Annotated in this window: 15 protein-coding genes; 9 read left to right on the forward strand and 6 right to left on the reverse strand. The window is 64.5% G+C overall.

The genetic code is table 11. The annotated features are described in order from the left end of the window. Nucleotides 1–216: 216 nt before the first annotated feature. Together HAV22_RS22000 and HAV22_RS22005 are read right to left on the reverse strand one after the other, a co-directional pair. Nucleotides 217–1,401 carry an isovaleryl-CoA dehydrogenase gene (locus tag HAV22_RS22000; protein WP_166861911.1) on the reverse strand — a complete coding sequence of 395 codons (1,185 nt, stop codon included), beginning with the start codon at nt 1,399–1,401 and terminating at the stop codon, nt 217–219. A gap of 98 nt (nt 1,402–1,499) precedes the next feature. After that, complete coding sequence (locus tag HAV22_RS22005; protein ID WP_166861912.1) at nt 1,500–1,934, reverse strand: MerR family transcriptional regulator; 435 nt, start codon at nt 1,932–1,934, stop codon at nt 1,500–1,502. 128 nt (nt 1,935–2,062) lie between these two features. Here HAV22_RS22005 and HAV22_RS22010 point away from each other — a divergent pair, with 128 nt between their 5' ends. From HAV22_RS22010 to HAV22_RS22020, 3 genes are all read left to right on the forward strand, one after another. Beyond that, nucleotides 2,063–3,115 carry an MBL fold metallo-hydrolase gene (locus tag HAV22_RS22010; protein ID WP_166861913.1) on the forward strand — a complete coding sequence of 351 codons (1,053 nt, stop codon included), beginning with the start codon at nt 2,063–2,065 and terminating at the stop codon, nt 3,113–3,115. 335 nt (nt 3,116–3,450) lie between these two features. Then, complete coding sequence (locus HAV22_RS22015) at nt 3,451–3,864, forward strand: hypothetical protein (RefSeq protein WP_166861914.1); 414 nt, start codon at nt 3,451–3,453, stop codon at nt 3,862–3,864. A gap of 229 nt (nt 3,865–4,093) precedes the next feature. Beyond that, nucleotides 4,094–4,267, forward strand: coding sequence for a hypothetical protein (locus tag HAV22_RS22020; protein ID WP_166861915.1), 174 nt, complete (start codon nt 4,094–4,096; stop codon nt 4,265–4,267). Here HAV22_RS22020 and HAV22_RS22025 read toward each other — a convergent pair. The 4 genes from HAV22_RS22025 to HAV22_RS22040 are packed head-to-tail and all read right to left on the reverse strand — an operon-like array spanning nt 4,264 to nt 8,071. Then, the gene (locus tag HAV22_RS22025; RefSeq protein WP_166861916.1) at nt 4,264–4,875 is read right to left on the reverse strand and encodes a UbiX family flavin prenyltransferase; all 612 of its coding nucleotides are present in this window, start codon (nt 4,873–4,875) and stop codon (nt 4,264–4,266) included. The genes HAV22_RS22020 and HAV22_RS22025 overlap by 4 nt on opposite strands. Further along, the gene (gene grxD, locus HAV22_RS22030; protein WP_166861917.1) at nt 4,868–5,185 is read right to left on the reverse strand and encodes a Grx4 family monothiol glutaredoxin; all 318 of its coding nucleotides are present in this window, start codon (nt 5,183–5,185) and stop codon (nt 4,868–4,870) included. The genes HAV22_RS22025 and grxD overlap by 8 nt, the downstream gene beginning before the upstream one ends. Before the next feature lie 41 nt (nt 5,186–5,226). Then, nucleotides 5,227–5,697 carry a GNAT family N-acetyltransferase gene (locus HAV22_RS22035; protein ID WP_166861918.1) on the reverse strand — a complete coding sequence of 157 codons (471 nt, stop codon included), beginning with the start codon at nt 5,695–5,697 and terminating at the stop codon, nt 5,227–5,229. 7 nt (nt 5,698–5,704) lie between these two features. Next, nucleotides 5,705–8,071 carry a Tex family protein gene (locus HAV22_RS22040; RefSeq protein ID WP_166861919.1) on the reverse strand — a complete coding sequence of 789 codons (2,367 nt, stop codon included), beginning with the start codon at nt 8,069–8,071 and terminating at the stop codon, nt 5,705–5,707. Nucleotides 8,072–8,540: 469 nt separating this feature from the next. Between HAV22_RS22040 and HAV22_RS22045 the strand changes: the two genes are divergently transcribed. The 6 genes from HAV22_RS22045 (at nt 8,541) to HAV22_RS22070 (ending at nt 21,127) form a co-directional block, all read left to right on the forward strand. Continuing rightward, nucleotides 8,541–11,651: a DEAD/DEAH box helicase gene (locus tag HAV22_RS22045; RefSeq protein WP_166861920.1), complete on the forward strand. Its 3,111-nt coding sequence runs from the start codon at nt 8,541–8,543 to the stop codon at nt 11,649–11,651. 168 nt (nt 11,652–11,819) lie between these two features. Further along, nucleotides 11,820–12,974, forward strand: coding sequence for a PAS domain-containing sensor histidine kinase (locus HAV22_RS22050; RefSeq protein WP_166861921.1), 1,155 nt, complete (start codon nt 11,820–11,822; stop codon nt 12,972–12,974). A gap of 71 nt (nt 12,975–13,045) precedes the next feature. Then, a complete protein-coding gene (locus HAV22_RS22055; RefSeq protein ID WP_166861922.1) occupies nt 13,046–13,726 on the forward strand; it encodes a response regulator transcription factor in 681 nt (226 codons plus the stop codon). Nucleotides 13,727–13,844: 118 nt separating this feature from the next. Next, nucleotides 13,845–14,543, forward strand: a complete 699-nt coding sequence (locus HAV22_RS22060) for a transposase (RefSeq protein WP_166861923.1) — start codon at nt 13,845–13,847, stop codon at nt 14,541–14,543. Nucleotides 14,544–14,882: 339 nt separating this feature from the next. Then, a complete protein-coding gene (locus HAV22_RS22065) occupies nt 14,883–19,598 on the forward strand; it encodes a glutamate synthase-related protein (protein WP_166861924.1) in 4,716 nt (1,571 codons plus the stop codon). 65 nt (nt 19,599–19,663) lie between these two features. Further along, nucleotides 19,664–21,127, forward strand: a complete 1,464-nt coding sequence (locus tag HAV22_RS22070) for a glutamate synthase subunit beta (protein WP_166861925.1) — start codon at nt 19,664–19,666, stop codon at nt 21,125–21,127. The last annotated feature ends 144 nt before the right edge of the window (nt 21,128–21,271 follow it).

Raw genomic sequence — 21,271 nt, forward strand, 5'->3', positions numbered from 1 at the left:
AGAAACGTCATCCCCGCGCGAGCGGGAGGCGAGCCCCCCGGCACGTTATGCTTCATGCGGCTCGCGGCCACGCGGCAGTTGCGTGGCCGAAGACCGGGCATGAAGCCCCGCCGTTGCGGGAATGACGTTCTTAACTGCGGGCGGCGTGGAGTGTTGTCTGTGCCGGTTTTACAACCGGTCTTCTTGTTCGCCCGCGTCTCCCCTCTCTCCACAAACCTACATCGTTTCGCCGAACAGCTCGCGGCCGATCAGCATGCGGCGGATCTCGCTCGTGCCCGCGCCGATCTCGTACAGCTTGGCGTCGCGCCACAGGCGGCCCACCGGGTATTCATTGATATAGCCGTTGCCGCCCAGCGTCTGGATCGCCTCGCCGGCCATCCACGTCGCCTTTTCCGCGCTGTACAGGATGGCGCCGGCCGCGTCCTTGCGCAGCGCGCGCACCTGCTCCGGGTTCGATGCGCGGTCGCAGGCCTGGCCGACGGCGTACACGTACGCGCGGCATGCCATCATCGTCGAATACATGTCGGCGATCTTGCCCTGCATCAGTTGGAACTCACCAATTGCCTGGCCAAATTGCTTGCGCTCGTGGATATACGGCACGACGGCGTCCATGCAGGCGGACATGATGCCCAGCGGGCCGCCGGACAGGACGGTGCGCTCGAAGTCCAGGCCCGACATCAGCACGTTGACACCCTTGCCCACGCCGCCCAGCACGTTCTCGACGGGGACTTCGCAATCCTGGAACACCAGTTCGCCCGTGTGCGAACCTCGCATGCCGAGCTTGTCGAGCTTTTGCGCGATCGAGAAGCCCTTGAAGCCTTTTTCGATGAGGAACGCGGTCATGCCGCGCGGGCCGGCCTCGATGTCGGTCTTCGCGTAGACGACGAGCGTGTCGGCGTCCGGGCCGTTCGTGATCCACATCTTGGTGCCGTTCAGCACGTAGCGGTCGCCCTTCAGGTCGGCGCGCAACTTCATGCTGACGACGTCGGACCCGGCGTTCGGCTCGGACATGGCCAATGCGCCGACGTGCTCGCCCGAGATCAGCTTGGGCAGGTATTTGCGCTTGTGCTCTTCGGTGCCGTTGCGCTTGATCTGGTTGACGCACAGGTTCGAGTGGGCGCCGTACGACAGGCCGACGGACGCCGACGCGCGCGAGATCTCTTCCATGGCGACGATGTGCGCCAGGTATCCCATGTTGGCGCCACCGTATTCCTCGCCGACCGTGATGCCCAGCAGGCCCAGTTCGCCCATCTTTTTCCACAGGTCCATCGGAAACTGGTCGGTGCGGTCGATGTCAAACGCGCGGGGGGCGATTTCGCTGGCGGCGAACTGTTGTACAGCTTCGCGCAGCGCGGCGATGTCTTCGCCGTGGTCAAAGGTCAAGCCAGGGAGATGCAACATGTCGTCCTCGTTCTCGTCTAGGTGATGGCGGGTAGGCCAGCCTGCATGATAGCGCGGAGTGACGTTAACGTAAACGTCAAGTAAGCGGGGCGATGTTGTCAGGCCGCGTCCTTTTCGCCGGCATCGTCGGCCAGTTGCTCGCCGGCGACGCCCGCCTCGCCCAGCAGGCGGCGGCATTCTTCTTCATGGACGGAAATTTCCGCCAGCGACATCTCGATATCGGCCCGCTGCTGTTCCAGCGTCTCGCGCTGGTGCGCCAGCACGCCCAGGAAGCGGTTGATCTGGGCGACCGTGTCTTTCGGCGTCTCGTACATGTCGATGATGCTTTTGATCTCCGACAAGGTGAGCCCCAGGCGCTTGCCGCGCAAAGTCAGTTTCAGGCGGGTGCGGTCGCGCGGCGTGTAGACGCGGTTGCGGCCGCCCTGGCCCTCGCGTTTCGGGCTGAGCAGCCCCTGGTCTTCGTAGAAGCGGATGGCGCGGGCGGTGATGTCGAATTCGCGTGCCAGTTCGGCGATGGTGTAGGTCGTGGCCATGGTGTCCTGAAGTGGCGAAGTCTGGAATCGCTTAGAATCACAGCCTGCGCCTTCCGTTTACGTTTACGTCAAAGCGTTTGCGGCATTGTAACGCGCTACGCCCCGCATCGACACGAAAGTTGACCCGCATGAATCCTCTCGAATCCCAGCTCGGCTATCCGTTCGGCGACCTCATCCCGCCATCCGGCACGGTGACGGAGGTCGCGCCCGGTCTGCACTGGCTGCGCATGCCGCTGCCGTTCGCGCTCGACCACATCAACTTGTGGCTGCTGGACGATGCCGACGGCGCGCGGCGCGGCTGGTCCCTCGTCGATTGCGGCGCCGGCACGGACGCGACGCGCGCCGCCTGGGAGCAATTGTTCGTGGGCGCGATGGAGGGTGGGCCGCTGCTGCGCGTGTTTGCCACACATTGCCATCCCGACCACGTGGGCTTGTCCGGCTGGCTGTGCGACCGGTTCGGCGCGTCGTTCTGGACGAGCACGGGCGAGTTCGGCTTCGCGCGCATGATGGCCGCCGCGCTGCCGGGTGTCGACGGCCCGTCGGCGATCCCCCATTTCCAGCGCCACGGCCTCGTCGACGCCGGCATGCTCGAGCAGATGCGAAGTCGCAAGAATTACTACCCGTCGCTCGTGCCGGCCGTCCCGCCCGCGTACACCCGGTTGCAGGACGGCCAGCGCGTCGCCATCGGCGCGCGCACCTGGCGCGTGATCACCGGGTTCGGCCATTCGCCGGAACACGTGTCGCTGTACGACGAACAGCACCGCATCCTGATCTCCGGCGACATGGTGCTGCCGCGCATTTCGACGAACGTGTCCGTGTTTGCCGTCGAACCAGAGGGCAATCCGCTGCAGTTGTACCTGGATTCGCTGGACAAATTCGCCGGGCTACCGGACGACACCCTCGTCCTGCCCGCACACGGGAAACCGTTCCACGGCCTGCACACGCGGATCGCCCAGTTGCGCGCCCATCACGCGGCGCGGCTGGACGAAGTGCTTGCCGTTTGTGTCGAGCCGAGGTCGGCCGTCGACATCGTTCCGCTGATGTTCAAGCGACAACTCGACGCGCACCAGCTCAGTTTCGCGATCGGCGAGGCACTCGCCCACCTTCATTATCTTTGGTACAACGGTAGTCTTGCGCGTGTAACTGGCGACGACGGTATCATGCGGTTTGAGTTGACGTAAAACAACATAGTTACGCATCGTGCACGTCGCAGAAATCGCGACACGCTAGCTGCTGTTCGCGCAATTTTGTTGACTATTGGCATCATTTTCGATGCCTGGAGGAATGTTTGTTACCTTTCTTCATAGGAATTGTGTGGGCAAACGTTTTCTTTTTCCTGTAGGATATTTTTCACACATGGATCATGGTGCGCGGAAATCATTGGAATTGCTGGACAGCACTGTGAGAATTGGTCAATACTCACTTATTTGTTACCGATAGCCTCTCCTGCCGTCACAGACGGTTTGGTCAACGGAGCGACCTAATGACGGCTTTGCATGAACCCTTAGTGCCACCCATGAATTCGACAAACGAACGGGAGAGCTTCAGCGAGCGCCTGCAGCAAGCCCTGAAGAACGCCCATTATTCACCGGACAGCCCGACCCGCCTCGCACGCGAATTTAACATTCGCTTCGAAGGCCGTCCCATCACCGTCCATGCGGCGCGCAAATGGCTGGTCGGAGAAGCGATTCCGACGCAGGAAAAACTGCGCATGATCGCGCAATGGCTGGGCGTACCAGCCGACTGGTTGCGCTTCGGCGGTTCGGAAAATGCCGCCGGCAATGGCGACAGTGTCGACGGCAGCACCCGCTTCGAATCGGCCGACGTCAAGCTGATCGCCGATCTGCAGCGCCTGGACGAGCACCACAAGCAACTGGCCCGCGAATTCATCCGCATGCTCGTGCGCATGAATCACCAGCAGCAGAAATAAGCGTTTTTTCAGCCTTCCGTACCGGCCGCCTCCCCTGGCGGCCGCGTCCCCTGCGCCCTGTGCGGCGCATATCCACCTTCCATACTGCAATTTTTTTTGCGACGGGCCGCACAAAAGGCCGAGTCTCGCGCATAATCGGTAACGCTAACGGAACGCCGACAACGGTCGAGTTCGCGTTCCTGCCTGGCGCTCCGCCAGTGTTATCGGTCAATAAGGATGCAGTGCCCTCATGATTAATAACTACAGCAACACCGCGCAGTTGAAGGATCTCATGACCACACCGCCGATGACGGCGGCCCAGCACGCAGAAATCATGCGCAAGCGTAACGAGCAGCGCAGAAAAATCGAAGACGCAAGAGAACAGAGACAGGCCGAGAAGGACCTGTTCGGCGATCGCAGCTAGACGCTGACGTCGTCTTTCGGCACATCGTTCCTCATGCCGCCCCAGCGCGGTGCGAGGTCATTCGCCACACCCAGCAGATCCATGACGCGCGCGACCGTATGGTCGACCATCTCGGCGATCGTGGCGGGGCGGTTGTAAAAGCTCGGCAGCGGCGGGAACACGATGCCCCCCATTTCGGTCACGGCCGTCATATTGCGCAGGTGCGCCAGGTTGAACGGCGTCTCGCGCACCATCAGGACGAGGCGACGGCGTTCCTTCAGCATGACGTCGGCGGCGCGCGCGATCAGGTTGTCCGACAAGCCATGCGCGACGGCGGCCAGGGTCTTCATCGAACAGGGGGCAATCACCATGCCGTCCGTCGGGAACGAGCCGCTGGCGATCGACGCGCCGATCTCGCGGTTGCGATGCACCACATGGGCGAGCGCTTCCACGTCGCGCCGTTGCAGGCCGACTTCCTGGTGCAGGGTGAGGGTGGCGGCGTCGGAAATGACGAGGTGCGTCTCGACGCCCGGGGTGGCGGACAGCCGTGTCAGCAGCTGCACGCCATAGATCGCGCCGGTCGCGCCCGTGATGGCGACGACGATCCGGCGCGGGCCGGCATCAGCCATTCTTCTTGAGCAGGGCTTGCAGTTCGCCGGACTCGTACATTTCCGTCATGATGTCGGAACCGCCGACGAATTCGCCGTTCACGTACAGCTGCGGGATGGTCGGCCAGTTCGAGTATTCCTTGATGCCTTGGCGGACATCCGCATCTTCCAGCACGTTCACGGTGGCGATGTTATCGACGCCGCATGCCTTCAGGATTTGGATCGCGCGGCCGGAAAAACCGCATTGCGGGAACTGGGCCGTGCCCTTCATGAACAGCACGACGGGCGTGTTGGTCACGGTCTCTTTGATCCAGGTTTGTACGTCGCTCATTTGGTTCTGCCTTTGGTGAGAATGGGATAGATAACGGCATTTTATAAGAAAACCGGAGCGCGAGTATCGGGCCGTTTGCCGAGGCAGACGGCTTCCGGCCTGCCGACATACTTGCCGAAGTTGTCGATGACGCGATACCCGTGCTTCTCGTAAAACGCCACCGCACGCGCATTCACGCGTCGCGTTTCGAGCCAGACGTCGCGGTAGCCGAACGCCAGCGCCTGCCGTTCCAGGGCGGCCAGCAGCGCCGCGCCGGCGCCGCTGCCCGGCCGCGCATACATCCGTTTCAGCTCGGCCACGTCGTCCGTCAACGAGCGCAGCGCACCGCAACCGGCGAGGCTGCCGTCGGCGGCGCGTGCGACGAGGAAGCAGGCGCGCGGACCGCGCACGTCGGCCGCGTCGAACGAGGCCGAGCCGTCGCTGCCCGTGACGCGCGCCAGTGCCGCGCCGAGTTCGGCCAGCAGCACCTTGGCGTCAAGCGAGTCCGGGTCCGCCGGCGCGATCGCGAACATGCGCGGATCAGCGCTTCAACTTCGCGAACGCCGCCGCCATCGCACCGCCGGCCGCCGGCGCCGCCGCACGTTCCTGTTTCTGATGCTTATTTTGGTGATCCGCCATGCGCTTGCGGTCATCGCGATCCGCGCGCTGGTTCGGCTGCGACCCAGGCGCAGGCGCGCTGTCCGACAAACGCATCGTCAGCGCGATGCGCTTGCGTTTCACGTCCACTTCCAGCACCTTCACCTTCACGACCTGGCCCGCCTTGACCACCGTGTGCGGGTCCTTCACGAACGTGTTCGACAGCGCCGAGATGTGCACGAGGCCATCCTGGTGCACGCCGATGTCGACGAACGCACCGAACGCGGCGACGTTCGTGACGACGCCTTCCAGGATCATGTCCGGCCGCAGGTCCGCAATCTCCTCGACGCCTTCCTTGAACGTGGCCGTCGTGAATTCCGGACGCGGGTCGCGGCCCGGCTTTTCCAGTTCCTTCAGGATGTCGGTCACGGTCGGCACGCCGAATTTATCGTCCGCATACTTGGCCGGATTCAGGCGTTTCACGAGCGTGCTGTCGCCGATCACCGACTTGATATCTTTCTGGATGTCGGCCAGGATTTTTTCGACGACCGGATACGATTCCGGGTGCACGGCCGACGCGTCGAGCGGATTGTCGCCGTTCACGATGCGCAAGAAGCCCGCCGCCAGTTCGAACGTTTTATCTCCCAGGCGCGGCACCTTCTTCAACGCGGCACGCGAGGCGAACGCGCCTTGCTGGTCACGGTAGTTGACGATGCTTTGCGCGACGCTGGACGACAAGCCCGACACGCGCGCGAGCAGCGGCGCCGACGCCGTGTTGACGTCCACGCCGACCGCGTTCACGCAATCCTCGACGACGGCGTCGAGCTGGCGCGCGAGCTGCGTCTGCGACACGTCGTGCTGGTACTGGCCCACGCCGATCGACTTCGGATCGATTTTCACCAGTTCCGCCAGCGGGTCCTGCAGGCGGCGCGCGATGGAGACGGCGCCGCGCAGCGACACGTCCAGCTCCGGCAGTTCGCGCGACGCGAATTCCGATGCCGAGTACACGGACGCGCCGGCTTCCGACACGACGATCTTCGTCAGCTTCAGTTCCGGATGCTGCTTGATGAGGTCTTGCGCGAGTTTATCGGTCTCGCGCGACGCGGTGCCGTTGCCGATCGAGATCAAGGACACGTTGTGCTTCGCGGCGAGTTTGGCGAGCGTGTGCAGCGAACCGTCCCAGTCGTTGCGGGGCGCGTGCGGGTAGATGGTCGACGTGTCGACCACTTTGCCGGTCGCGTCGACGACGGCCACTTTCACGCCCGTGCGCAGGCCGGGGTCGAGGCCCATCGTCGCGCGCGGGCCCGCGGGCGCGGCGAGCAGCAGGTCCTTCAGGTTGCGTGCGAACACGTGGATCGCATCGCCCTCGGCCTTTTCGCGCAACGCGCCCATCAGCTCCGTTTCGATGTACATGAAGCTCTTCACGCGCCAGGTCCAGCGCGCCGTGTCGAGCAGCCATTTGTCGGCGGGGCGGCCGGCGCCCTTGATGCCGAAGCGCGCGGCGATGCGGCTTTCGCACGGGTTGTGCGGCGCGTCCCACTTCGGCTTTTCCGGCTCGGAGTCGAGGCGCAACGTGACGTCCAGGATACCCTCGCGGCGGCCGCGCATCAGCGCCAGCGCGCGGTGCGACGGGATGGTGCCGAGCGTCTCGGAATAATCGAAGTAGTCGGCGAACTTCTCGCCTTCTTCCTGCTTGCCGTCGACGACCTTCGATTCGACGACGCCGTGCTCCTGCACGTATTCGCGCAGCGCTTGCAGCAGTTCCGCGTCTTCCGCGAAGCGCTCCATCAGGATCTGGCGCGCGCCGTCCAGCGCGGCCTTCGTGTCGGCCACGCCGGGGTTCGCGACGCCATCTGCGTTCGTGAACGCGTCGCGCAGGTATTTCGCGGCCTCGGCTTCCGGATCACGCGCGGGGTCGTCGAGCAGGTCTTCGGCCAGCGGTTTCAAGCCGGCCTCGATTGCGATCTGGGCCTTCGTGCGGCGCTTCTGCTTGTACGGCAGGTACAGGTCTTCCAGCCGGGTCTTGTCTTCCGCGAGCGAGATCGCCTGCAGCAGTTCCGGCGTCATCTTGTTCTGTTCCGTGATCGAGGCGATGACGGCGGCGCGGCGGTCTTCCAGTTCGCGCAGGTAGCGCAGGCGCTCTTCCAGGAGGCGCAGCTGGATGTCGTCGAGGCCACCCGTCGCTTCCTTGCGGTAGCGGGCGATGAAGGGGACGGTCGCGCCTTCGTCGAGCAGGGCGATGGCGGCGGCCACCTGTGCCGGTTTGGCGGACAGTTCTTGGGCGAGGCGTTGTTCGATCGAAGGCAGCATGGGTTGGTTGCGAGTGTTCGGTGAATCGAACGGGCAATGATACGCAATCGCGCGCGATGCGCCAGTCTTGACAGGGCGCGCCATCTCGTGCGCGCCCGCTGCGGGCCAGCCCGAAACGTCCCGCGTGCGCTACCTCTGTCGATGTGGAGTAGGCGCGGCTCGCCGGATGCCGTAACATGTCGGGTTCGGCGGCGCATCCACGCCTTCGCACGATGGTCAGCGACATGTGGCGCGTGACCAACGCGCGCGGTCGCGCCGCTCGGCAGGCACTTGCGTCCTGACGCTGGATACCGAATAAAACGCAAAAATGCTTGATGGGGGGCTGGCAAAGCAGCCCGGCAAAGTGTAACTTCTACTCCTTTCGGCTCGTAAAGTTTTAGCTGCAACGTGCGATTCCTAACAAAACAGGACAGGACGCATGGCGGATAATGGATATTGTTGTTTTTTCAAATACAGACTCGTGAGACCCATGCACACAGTTGATTTCCCACGCGACGACACCAGCGACGCACCGCCCACTCGAGCGCCCGCGCGCTCTCCGGCCCTGCCCGCACCGGTGTTGAGCTGGCTGCAAAGGGTCGAGGCGGCAGCGCATCCCCAACCGAAGCTGACCGCGGAAGTCGCTGATCCCAAGGCAGTCCAGTACAAATTCGTTTATGTCATGGCTCCGACCAGCGGCGGCCGCCATGTCGCGATCTGCCTGTGCAAGGCGCGCCTGCGCCCGAACGGCGACGTGGCCGCGGCCAGCCCGGTGAGCGAGGTGTTCTCGCTGCTGTCGGCGCCGCCCGCCTATCTCGAAGGCGACGACGAAGACCTCGTGCGCTTCTTCATCGCCATGCGCAGCGGCTCCAACCAGAGCACGAGCGCGACGGAGCCCAAGGGCAAGGTTGGCGCCATCCTGCTGCAGCAATTGCTTGACCAGGGAAAACTGCTGTGGGCGAACTCGTGGTCCGACATGACCAACGGCTTGCTGTATCCGCTGCAGGCCGGGCCCGTGCGCAAGGCCAATCTCACGTGGCGCGACGAAGGCCGCGCGGCCAAGCTCGGATGGTCGGTGGAGCCCGCGAAAGGCGCCACGCATGCCGGCGCCGACCTCGTCGACTACATGCTGCCAACCGATCCCCCGTGGTATATCGACAACCTGTCGTGCGGCCCGCTGGACTTGAACCGCGGCGGCATCGACATCTCGCTGGCCGACTTGCAGGCGCTCGTATCGCAGGCGCCGCCGCTCGCGGGCACCGACAAGAAACGCGTGTCGCAACTGCTGCTGGCGCACGGCCTGCAACAACTGATGCCGCTGCCGCAGCCCCTGACGCAGCGCCTGCGCACCGACGTGAAACCGCAGCCGCACCTGCTGCTCGACGCGATCCCGCAGGCCGAGGGCAATGGCCAGCGCTGGCAGGATTTCGCCGTGCTGTCGTTCGACTACGACGGCCAGCGCATCTCGTTCGACCCCGCGCAGCGCGTCGTGCGCCAGATCGGCGACGTCACCGAGATCATCCAGCGCGACGACGCGCAGGAAGCGGCCGCGCTGGAAACGCTGCAGAAGCTGGGCTTCCGCAAGCCCGCGACGGCGCCGTTGTCCACGCTGTCCGGCGCGCAGCTGCTCGATGGCCAGGCGCACTGGCTGCGCTTCGCCGAGAGCGACCTCGACGCGCTGTCCGACCTCGGCTGGCACGTGCAGAAGTCGCCGAAGTACCGCTACGACGTCGTGCCCGTCGAAGACTGGTACGCCGACATCGACGAGCCGCCCGAAGCCGGCAACGCATGGTTCGAGCTGGAACTGGGCATCGTCGTCAACCGCAAGCGCGTGCCGTTGCTGCCCGTGCTCGTGCAATTGATCCGCACGGCCCCGCTGGACTTCAACCCGGACGTGCTGGCCGCGCATGCGGAGGCCGACCAGATGCTGGCCACGCTGCCCGATGGCGTGCGCGTGGCGCTGCCGTGGGGCCGCGTCAAGCCGATCCTGTCCACGTTGGGCGAGCTGTATTTCAACGACAAGATCAAGAACAAGGTCCGGCTGTCCACGCTGGATGCGGCGCGCCTGGAAGAACTGGCGAAAGGTACCGAGCTCAATTGGACGGGCGGCGAGCGCCTGCGTGAAACGGGGCGCAAGCTGTCGCAGTTCGGCAAAGTCAGGAAGGTCGATCCGCCGAAGGGCCTGCAAGCCACGTTGCGCGACTACCAGCTCGACGGTCTCGCGTGGATGCAGTTCCTGCGCGAATACGACTTCGGCGGCATCCTCGCCGACGATATGGGTCTTGGTAAAACCGTGCAGACGATCGCGCACATCCTGACGGAAAAGGAAGCGGGCCGCCTCACGAATCCGGCGCTGGTCATCGCGCCGACGAGCCTCATGACGAACTGGATGGAGGAAGCCGCGCGCTTCGCGCCGGACCTGAAGGTGCTCCTGTTGCAGGGCAAGGAGCGCATGGACCTGTTCGACCAGATCGATGGCGCCGACATCGTGCTGACGACGTATGCACTGCTGCCGCGCGACGAGGAAAAGCTGCGCGAGCACCAGTACCACCTCGTGATCCTGGACGAATCGCACTACATCAAGAACACGCGCTCGAAGGCGGCGCAGACGGCCGGCTCGCTGAACGCGCGCCATCGCCTGTGCCTGTCCGGCACGCCGCTGGAAAACCACCTGGGCGAGCTGTGGTCGCAATTCCACTTCCTGCTGCCGGGCCTGCTCGGTGACGAGAAGACGTTCAACACGCAGTTCCGCCACCCGATCGAGCGCCAGGACGACCCCGTGCGCCGCATGCTGCTGAACCGCCGCATCAAGCCGTTCCTGCTGCGCCGGACGAAGGACCACGTGGCGAAGGAATTGCCGGAAAAGACGGAGATGATCCGCCGCATCGAGATCAGCGGGCCGCAGCGCGACCTGTACGAGACGGTGCGCCTGGCGATGGACAAGAAGGTGCGCGAGGAGATCGACCGCAAGGGCGTCGCGCGCAGCCAGATCGTCATCCTGGAAGCGCTGTTGAAGCTGCGCCAGGTCTGCTGCGACCCGCGCCTCGTGAAAGCGATGCCGGGCAAGAAGAACACGGCGGCCGTGTCCGCGAAGCTCGTCGACCTGATGCAGATGGTCGACGACCTGCTGGGCGAGGGCCGCAAGATCCTCGTGTTCTCGCAGTTCACGAGCATGCTTGCCCTGATCGAGGAAGAACTCGACGCGCGCAACATCCCGTACGCGCTCCTGACGGGCGAGACGCGCGACCGTTCCGCGCAGGTCGCCGCGTTCCAGCAGGGCGCCGTGCCGATCTTCCTGATCAGCCTGAAAGCCGGCGGCGTCGGCCTGAACCTGACGGCGGCCGACACCGTGATCCACTACGACCCGTGGTGGAACCCGGCGGCCGAGAACCAGGCCACGGACCGCGCCTGGCGCATCGGGCAGGACAAGCCCGTGTTCGTGTACAAGCTCATCGCGAAAGGCACGCTGGAAGAAAAGATCCAGCTGCTGCAGCAAAAGAAATCCGAGTTGGCGGCTTCGATCCTGGCCGAAGGCGAATCGCAGAAGATGGCCCTCACGCAGGAAGACCTGCAGGCGATCTTCGCCCCGCTGGATGACTGAACGCACGGGCACGGTGCACACACGAGGGCAAGCCGGGCGGCTTGCCCTTTTTATATGCATATACATATATGCCTTATGCGTGTTCGGCGCAACGGTGGCCCTGATCGTCTAGGCAAACCGTTGGTTCGGACACTATACTTATCTTCTGCATAACTTCCGGAAAGTTTCATGACCACCGTTCCCGCGCCCCGGGTGGACCAGGCGGACCTCGCCACGACCGAAGCGTTCCGTACGATCGCCGAACTCGGTGGCGACCTGGCCTTCGTGTTCGATTGCGCCACGGGCCTGCCGGCCTATGTCAGCCCCGGCATCGACGACATGCTCGGCTATTCGATGGACGACATCCGCGCGCAGCTGGAACAGGGCGGCGATGGCCCGCTGGCGCCGCTGGTCGCCGGCCTGCCGGAGCGCTTGCGCCGCTTCGCCGCCGGCGACGGCTCGCGCCTGCGCGTGATGCGCGAGTTCGACCTGCTGCGGCCGGACGGCAGCGAGGTCGCCGTCGAAGTGATCTCCGCGCTGTCGCTGGACGATGCCGGGCAGCCGCGCGCGCTGCTGGGCCTCGTGCGCGACGTGTCCGCGCGGCGCGAACGCGAGCGCGAGCGCAAGCGTTTCGCCAGCATGCTGAACCACGAATTCCGCACGCCGCTGTCGACGATCGACGGCGCGATCCAGCGGCTGGAAGCCCTGGGCACGAAGGCCGACGAGGCGACCCGCCAGCGCTACCGCAACATCGCCATGGCAACGGACCGCCTGATCGCGATGCTGGACGACTACCTGTCGCCCGACCGCATGGCCGCGCTGGGCAGTCGGCGCCGCGAGAACGTGGTGGAACCGCGCCTGTTGCTCGAAGAGCTGGTGGCGCAGACGCGCGTCGCCGGCCGTCCCGTGACCATGACCGCGGGCGAGTTGCCGGCCGCGCTGCGCGGCGAACCGTCAGGTCTGCGTCTCGCACTGAAGGTGTTGCTGGACAATGCCTTGCGCTACACGCCGGCCGGGACGGCGCTGCACGTGACGGGACGGCGGGTCGACGGGGGCGTCGAAATGGCGCTGCGCGACGAAGGGCCGGGGGTGTCGCCGGAAGACGTCGCGCGCATCTTCGACAAGGGCTACCGCGGCACGAACGCGACCGGGGTGGCGGGCAGCGGACTCGGTTTGTACATGGCGCGCTCCGTCGTCGAAGTGCACGGCGGCAGCCTGACATATGCACCTCCTGCCGAGGGCGGCGCCGAATTCAGGCTCTGGCTGCCAGTGCCGGCGGGCGGGGCAAAAGGCCTTGCTTCCGGAATGAGCAACAGTGATAATCGGAATGGCAACCGGGGTTAGCCACCCGACAACGGAAGGCAAGAAGATCTGCCCGAGGCCGGGAAATACGAAACAAGGAACATGGCAAACCCATGACGCAAATACTGATTGTTGAAGACAATGGCGAATACGCAGGCGACATGGCCGATTTCCTCAAGGAACTCGGTCACGAGGTCACGATCGCGACCACCGCCAGCGACATGTGGGCCGCGCTGACACGCACGCCGGCGGCCGTGGTCGTCCTCGACCTGGGCCTGCCCGACGAGGATGGCTTCAACGTCATCCCGCGGATGCGCCAGCTGTACCCCGAGATCGGCCTGCTCGTGCTGACGGGCCGGGTGGCTTTCGACAACCGCATTCTCGGCTTGCGCCTGGGCGCCGATCACTATCTCACCAAGCCGATCAAGTTCCCGGAACTGGCCGCCCACATCGAGGCGCTGGACCGGCGCGTGCGTCCGGCCGAGCCGGCGCCCGTGCCCAGCAAGTGGACCTTGCGCGTGTCCGCCCGCCAGCTCGAACTGATGGGCAAGGTGATCGACCTGACGGAAAAAGAGTGCAATTTCCTGCACCTGTTGACCATCAACACCCGTCCCGTGCCGCGCCAGGTGATCGTGGCCGGCATGGGCGGCGACGATCCGGATGCGAGCCGCCGCGTCGACATGCTCGTCTACCGCCTGCGCAAGAAAGCCCGTACGGGCCTCGGCCAGGATCTGCCGCTGCGCAGCGCCTATGGGGAAGGCTACAGCCTGTCGGCCGGTTTCAACCTGGCGTAAATAATCGGGGACAGGGTCCCGTCGAAAAACGGGGCCTTAAAAATCAATCGGGGACAGGTTGCCTGCGCTGCGCTAGAATGCGGCCTGTCCGTCACCGATTTTCTTGTTGTCATCCATCATGGCCCGCCAGCCCCGCCTCGTCCTGCCCGACCAGCCGCACCACGTTCTTCAGCGCGGCAACGACAACCAACCGATCTTCCGCGACGACGACGATCATCGCCGCTTCCTGGAATTTCTGCGCGAGAGCGCGAAGTTCTACCGCGTCGCGATCCACGCCTACGTCCTGATGCCGAACCACGTCCACCTGCTGGCGACCCCGAGCGACGAGGACGGGCTGGCCGCGATGATGCAGAAGGTGGGGCGGCTGTACGTCCCCTGGTTCAACAACAAGTATGGCCGCTCGGGCACCTTGTTCCAGGGCCGCTTCCGCACGTCCGTGATCGATGCGAACGCTTACTTCGTGGCCTGCGTCCGCTACATCGAGCTGAACCCGCAGCGCAGCCAGCTCGCGTTCGACCCGCTGGCGTATCCGTGGTCGAGCTATGCACACCACGCCGGCGTGCGCCCCGACCCGTTGATCACCGACCACGCCAAATACTGGGAACTCGGCAACACGCCGTTCCAGCGTGAGGCCGCGTACATCGAACTGGCGCAGCAGGGCGTGTCCGGGCAGGAGCTGGACGCGATCAACGCGGCCGTGCTGAAGGGGGCGCCGCTCGGGTCGCGCGCGTTCATGCTGGAACTGGAGCGCAAGACGAAGCGGCAGATCCTGCCGGCCAAGCGGGGGCGGCCGTTCAAGGTGAAGCCTGCCGAGTAGTTTTGTGCGCAGCACCATTGCAACAACCGGAAAATGGAGGCGATCGCCTCCATTTTTTTTGCCCTCGTCATGCCGACCGGCGCCGGAGCCCATCTATGCATATCGGGTTGGAACGACTCGGCTTCGGCCTCTTGCGCCCCATGACCAGGAACAGATAACACATTGATTTTATTGGAATTCATCGGCGCGATCGGTAGCGGCATTACTATGTCCCCATTTAATATGTGTCTCAAAAAGGTGCAATTTAATATGACTCCGACCCTAATTGTTGTTGTTGATGTTTACTGAAGCCTGCTTTATTCTCGGCCTTCAATATCTTCAAAATGCTGCGGAGCCCCCATGATTGCCCAAGGTTTGTACGATCCCGCCAATGAACACGACGCCTGCGGCGTCGGTTTCGTCGCCCACATCAAGGGCAACAAGAGCCACTCCATCATCGAACAGGGTCTGTTGATCCTGAAGAACCTGGACCACCGGGGCGCCGTCGGTGCCGATGCCCTGATGGGCGACGGCGCGGGCATCCTGCTCCAGATCCCAGACCAGTTCTATCGCGACGAGATGGCCAAGCAGGGCATCGAACTGCCGCCGCCGGGCGAATATGGCGTCGGCATGATCTTCCTGCCGAAGGAGCACGCATCGCGCATCGCCTGCGAACAGGAAATCGAGCGCGCCGTCCGCGCCGAAGGCCAGGTCGTGCTGGGCTGGCGCAACGTGCCGGTCGACGAATCGATGCCGATGTCGCCGACCGTCCGCGCCAAGGAACCGGTCATCCGCCAGATCTTCATCGGCCGCGGCCCGGACGTCATGGTCACCGACGCGCTCGAGCGCAAGCTGTACGTCATCCGCAAATCGTCGGGCCACGCCATCCAGGCCCTGAAACTCATCCACGGCAAGGAATTCTTCGTGCCGTCGATGTCCGCCCGTACCGTCGTCTACAAGGGCCTGCTGCTGGCGGACCAGGTCGGCGTGTACTACAAGGACCTGCAGGACCCGCGCTGCGTGTCGGCCCTGGCGATGGTGCACCAGCGCTTCTCGACGAACACGTTCCCGGAGTGGCCGCTGGCCCACCCGTACCGCCTGCTGGCGCACAACGGCGAGATCAACACCGTCAAGGGCAACTTCAACTGGACCCGCGCGCGCGAAGGCGTCATGAAGTCGGCCGTGCTGGGCGACGACCTGCAGAAACTGTTCCCGCTGATCTATGAAGGCCAGTCGGACACCGCCTGCTTCGACAACGCGCTGGAACTGCTGGTCATGGCCGGCTACCCGATCGCCCAGGCGATGATGATGATGATCCCGGAAGCCTGGGAAAACCACGCGACGATGGACGAGAACCGCCGCGCGTTCTACGAATACCACGCCGCGATGATGGAACCGTGGGACGGCCCCGCCGCCATGGCCTTCACGGACGGCCGCCACATCGGCGGTACGCTGGACCGCAACGGCCTGCGTCCGGCCCGCTACATCGTCACGGACGACGACCTGGTCGTCATGGCGTCGGAATCGGGCACCTTGCCGATCCCCGAATCGCGCATTGTCAAGAAATGGCGTCTGCAGCCGGGCAAGATGTTCCTCATCGACCTGGAAGCCGGCCGCATCATCGACGACAAGGAACTGAAAGACACCTACTCGAACGCCAAGCCGTACAAGGCGTGGATCAAGTCGGTGCGCATCAAGCTCAACGAAATCAAGCTGTCGGAAAGCCAGCTGTCGCAGAACCGTGCAAAAGACGCGCAGGGCGAGAAGGCTGCCATTTCCCTGCTGGACCGCCAGCAGGCGTTCGGCTACACCCAGGAAGACCTGAAATTCCTGATGGCCCCGATGGCCGTGCTGGGCGAAGAAGCCACCGGCTCGATGGGTAACGACTCGCCGCTGGCCGTGATGTCGAACAAGCTGAAGCCGCTGTACTCGTACTTCAAGCAGCTGTTCGCCCAGGTCACGAACCCGCCGATCGACCCGATCCGCGAGGCGATGGTGATGTCGCTCGTGTCGTTCATCGGTCCGAAGCCGAACCTGCTGGACACGAACAACGTCAACCCGCCGATGCGCCTCGAAGTGTCGCAGCCGGTGATCGGTTTCGACGACATGGCACGCCTGCGCAACATCAGCCTGCACACGGGCGGCAAGTTCAAGTCGTATGAACTGAACATCTGCTATCCGGTCTCGTGGGGCAAGGAAGGCATCGAAGCGTCGCTGGCCTCGCTGTGCGCGGAAGCCGTCGATGCGGTCAAGTCGGGCCACAACATCCTGATCGTCTCGGACCGTAACCTCAACGCCGACCAGGTCGCGATCCCCGCGCTGCTGGCGACGTCCGCGATCCACCAGCACCTCGTCCAGCGCGGCCTGCGCGCGTCGACGGGCCTCGTCGTGGAAACGGGTTCGTGCCGCGAGACGCACCACTTCGCGCTGCTGGCCGGCTACGGCGCGGAAGCCGTGCACCCGTACCTGGCGCTGGAAACGCTGGTCGATCTGGCGCACACGCTGCCGCACGAGATGGCTGCCGACAAGGCGATGTACAACTACACGAAGGCGGTCGGCAAGGGCCTCATGAAGGTGATGTCGAAGATGGGCATCTCCACGTACATGTCGTACTGCGGCGCCCAGATCTTCGAAGCCATCGGCTTGAACAAGTCGCTGGTCGACAAGTACTTCCGCGGCACGTCGTCGACCGTGGAAGGCATCGGCCTGTTCGAAGTGGCCGAGGAAGCGCTGCGCCTGCATTCGCTGGCCTTCGGCAAGGACCCGATCCTCGCGAACGCGCTGGACGTCGGCGGCGAATACGCGTATCGCGTGCGCGGCGAAGACCACCTGTGGACGCCGGACGCCATCGCCAAGCTGCAGCACTCGACCCGTGCCAACAACTTCAGCACGTATAAAGAGTACGCACAGATCATCAACGACCAGAGCCGCCGTCACCTCACGCTGCGCGGCCTGTTCGAATTCAAGATCGATCCGACCAAGGCCATCCCGCTGGACGAAGTGGAACCGGCAAAAGAGATCGTCAAGCGCTTCGCCACCGGCGCGATGTCGCTGGGCTCGATCTCGACCGAAGCCCACGCCACGCTGGCCATCGCGATGAACCGCATCGGCGGCAAGTCGAACACGGGCGAAGGCGGTGAAGACCCGGCCCGCTACATGGGCGAGTTCAAGGGCATCAAGATCGCCAAGGGCGAAACCCTGGCCTCGATCCTCGGCAAGGACCGCGTCGTCGCGGACATCCCGCTGGTCGAAGGCGATTCGCTGCGCTCGAAGATCAAGCAGGTGGCATCGGGCCGTTTCGGTGTGACCGCCGAATACCTGGCGTCGGCCGACCAGATCCAGATCAAGATGGCGCAAGGCGCGAAGCCGGGCGAAGGCGGCCAGCTGCCGGGCCATAAAGTGTCCGAGTACATCGCGTCGCTGCGCTTCTCGGTGCCGGGCGTGGGCCTCATCTCGCCGCCGCCGCACCACGACATCTACTCGATCGAAGACCTGGCGCAGCTGATCCACGATCTGAAGAACGCCAACCCGCGTGCGTCGATCTCCGTGAAGCTCGTGTCGGAAGTCGGTATCGGTACGGTGGCTGCCGGCGTGTCGAAGGCGAAGGCCGACCACGTCGTCGTCGCCGGCCATGACGGCGGCACGGGTGCGTCGCCGCTGTCGTCCGTGAAGCATGCGGGCACGCCGTGGGAACTGGGCCTGGCCGAAACGCAGCAGACCCTCGTGCTGAACGGCCTGCGCAGCCGCATCCGCGTCCAGGCCGACGGCCAGATGCGTACCGGCCGCGACGTCGTGATCGCCGCCCTGCTGGGCGCCGACGAAATCGGCTTCGCGACGGCACCGCTCGTCGTCGAAGGCTGCATCATGATGCGTAAGTGCCACCTGAACACCTGCCCGGTGGGCGTCGCGACGCAGGATCCGGAACTGCGCGCCAAGTTCTCGGGCAAGCCGGAACACGTCGTGAACTACTTCTTCTTCGTCGCCGAAGAAGCGCGCCAGATCATGGCCCAGCTGGGCATCCGCTCGTTCGACGAACTGATCGGCCGTTCCGACCTGCTGGACAAGTCGAAGGCCGTCGGCCACTGGAAGGCGCAAGGCCTGGACTTCTCGAACATCTTCTATCAGCCGAAGGTCGACGACAAGCGCCAGCTGCTGCACTCGGACGAACAGGATCACGGCCTGGACAAGGCGCTGGACCACAAGCTGATCGCGCAGGCCAAGGCCGCGCTGGAGAAGGGCGAGCGCGTCTCGTTCATCTCGCCGGTGAAGAACGTCAACCGCACCGTCGGCACGATGCTGTCGGGCGAAGTCGCCAAGCGCTACGGCCATGCCGGCCTGCCGGACGACACCATCCACATCCAGCTGCAGGGCACGGCGGGCCAGTCGGCCGGCGCGTTCCTGGCGGCCGGCATCACGCTCGACCTGGTGGGCGAGGGCAACGACTACGTGGGTAAAGGCCTGTCGGGCGGCCGCATCATCGTGCGTCCGAACACGGAGTTCCGCGGCTGGGCCGTCGACAACATCATCGTGGGCAACACGGTGCTGTACGGCGCGATCTCGGGCGAAGCGTTCCTGAACGGCGTGGCCGGCGAGCGTTTCGCAGTGCGTAACTCGGGTGCGACCGCGATCGTCGAAGGCGTGGGCGACCACGGCTGCGAATACATGACGGGCGGTACGGTCGTCGTGCTGGGTGAGACCGGCCGCAACTTCGCGGCGGGCATGTCGGGCGGCGTCGCGTACGTCTATGATCCGAAGGGCGACTTCGAGCAGAAGTGCAACACCGCGATGGTGGCACTGGAGCGCGTGCAGTCGACCAAGGAGCAGAGCGACAAGTCGAGCTGGCACAGCCAGACCCGCAACGGCGAGCGCGAGTCGGACGAAGCGATCCTGAAGCGCCTGATCGAGCGTCACTTCAAGCACACCGGCTCGACGCGCGCCCGCAACCTGCTGGACGACTGGGCCAACAGCCGCAGCAAGTTCGTCAAGGTCTTCCCGACCGAGTACAAGCGCGCGCTGGAAGAGATGCACAACAGCAGCATGGAAGAAGCCAACGACAAGATCGAACTGGCTGCCTGATGCTCCCGGCGGGCGCCGCGCCCGCCGCATCTCTCTAGACCGAACAGAACACGATAGGAATACAAATGGGTAAGATCACCGGCTTCATGGAATTTCAGCGCCAGGAAGAAGACCACCTGGAACCCGCTGCCCGTCTCAAGAACTACAAGGAATTTTCGATCACCCTGACCGACGCGCAAGCGAAGGTCCAAGGTGCGCGCTGCATGGATTGCGGCATCCCGTTCTGCAACACGGGCTGCCCCGTCAACAACCAGATCCCCGACTGGAACGACCTGGTCTACCACGGCAACTACCGCCACGCCGTCGACAACCTGCACTCGACGAACAACTTCCCGGAATTCACGGGCCGCATCTGCCCGGCACCGTGCGAAGCCGCCTGCACGCTGGGCATCAACAATGACCCGGTCGGCATCAAGTCGATCGAGCGCAAGATCGCCGACGCCGGCTGGGAACACGGCTGGATCGTCCCGCAACCGGCTGCCGTCAAGACCGGCAAGAAGGTCGCGATCATCGGCTCGGGCCCTGCGGGCCTGTCCGCCGCCCAGCAGCTGGCGCGCGCCGGCCACGACGTGACGGTGTTCGAGAAGAACGACCGCGTCGGCGGCCTGCTGCGCTACGGCATCCCCGACTTCAAGATGGAGAAGGACCTGATCGACCGCCGCGTCGAGCAGATGAAGGCCGAAGGCGTCACCTTCCGCACGTCCACGCTGATCGGCAAGGACTTCCCGACGACCGTCAGCAACATGGCGCGCGACACGATCTTCCCGGAAGACCTGGTCAAGGATTACGACGCCGTCGTGATGGCCGGCGGCGCCGAGGCACCGCGCGACCTGCCGGTGCCGGGCCGCGACCTGAAGGGCGTGCACTTCGCGATGGACTTCCTGCCGCAGCAGAACCGCGTCAACGCCGGCGATAAAGTGAAAGACCAGATCAAGGCCACGGGCAAGCACGTGATCGTGATCGGTGGCGGCGACACGGGTTCCGACTGCGTCGGCACGTCGAACCGCCACGGCGCCGCGTCGGTGACGCAGTTCGAACTGATGCCGATGCCGCCGGAGCAGGAAAACAAGCCGCTCGTGTGGCCGTACTGGCCGACCAAGCTGCGCACGTCGTCGTCGCATGAAGAAGGCTGCGAGCGCGACTTCGCCGTCGCCACCAAGCGCTTCGAAGGCAAGGGCGGCAAAGTGGAAAAAATCATCGCCTGCCGCGTCGAGTGGAAAGACGGCAAGATGACGGAAGTGGCCGGCTCGGAATTCGAACTGAAGGCCGACCTCGTGCTGCTGGCCATGGGCTTCGTCTCGCCGGTGCAGCAGGTGCTGGACGCGTTCGGCGTGCAAAAGGATGCCCGCGGCAACGCGCGCGCCACGACGGATGGCGACGTGTGCTACCAGACGTCGGTGCCGAAAGTCTTCACGGCCGGCGACATGCGCCGCGGCCAGTCGCTCGTCGTGTGGGCGATCCGCGAAGGCCGCCAGTGCGCGCGCGCCGTGGATGAATTCCTGATGGGGGCGTCGGTGCTGCCGCGCTGATCGCCAGGTTTCAGGTAACGAACGAAAAGGCCCGGGTACAATGCCCGGGCTTTTTTTTGCGAGTTGGAGCGGTCAGATTTCCAGGTGGCTGGTGTGGTTCGGTTGCGGCATTGTCGGTATCGGGCTCGTTCCGACATTGGCCGA

Origin of the sequence: Telluria antibiotica, from assembly GCF_011682055.1 — a bacterium.
Taxonomy (GTDB): Bacteria; Pseudomonadota; Gammaproteobacteria; order Burkholderiales; family Burkholderiaceae_D; genus Telluria; species Telluria antibiotica.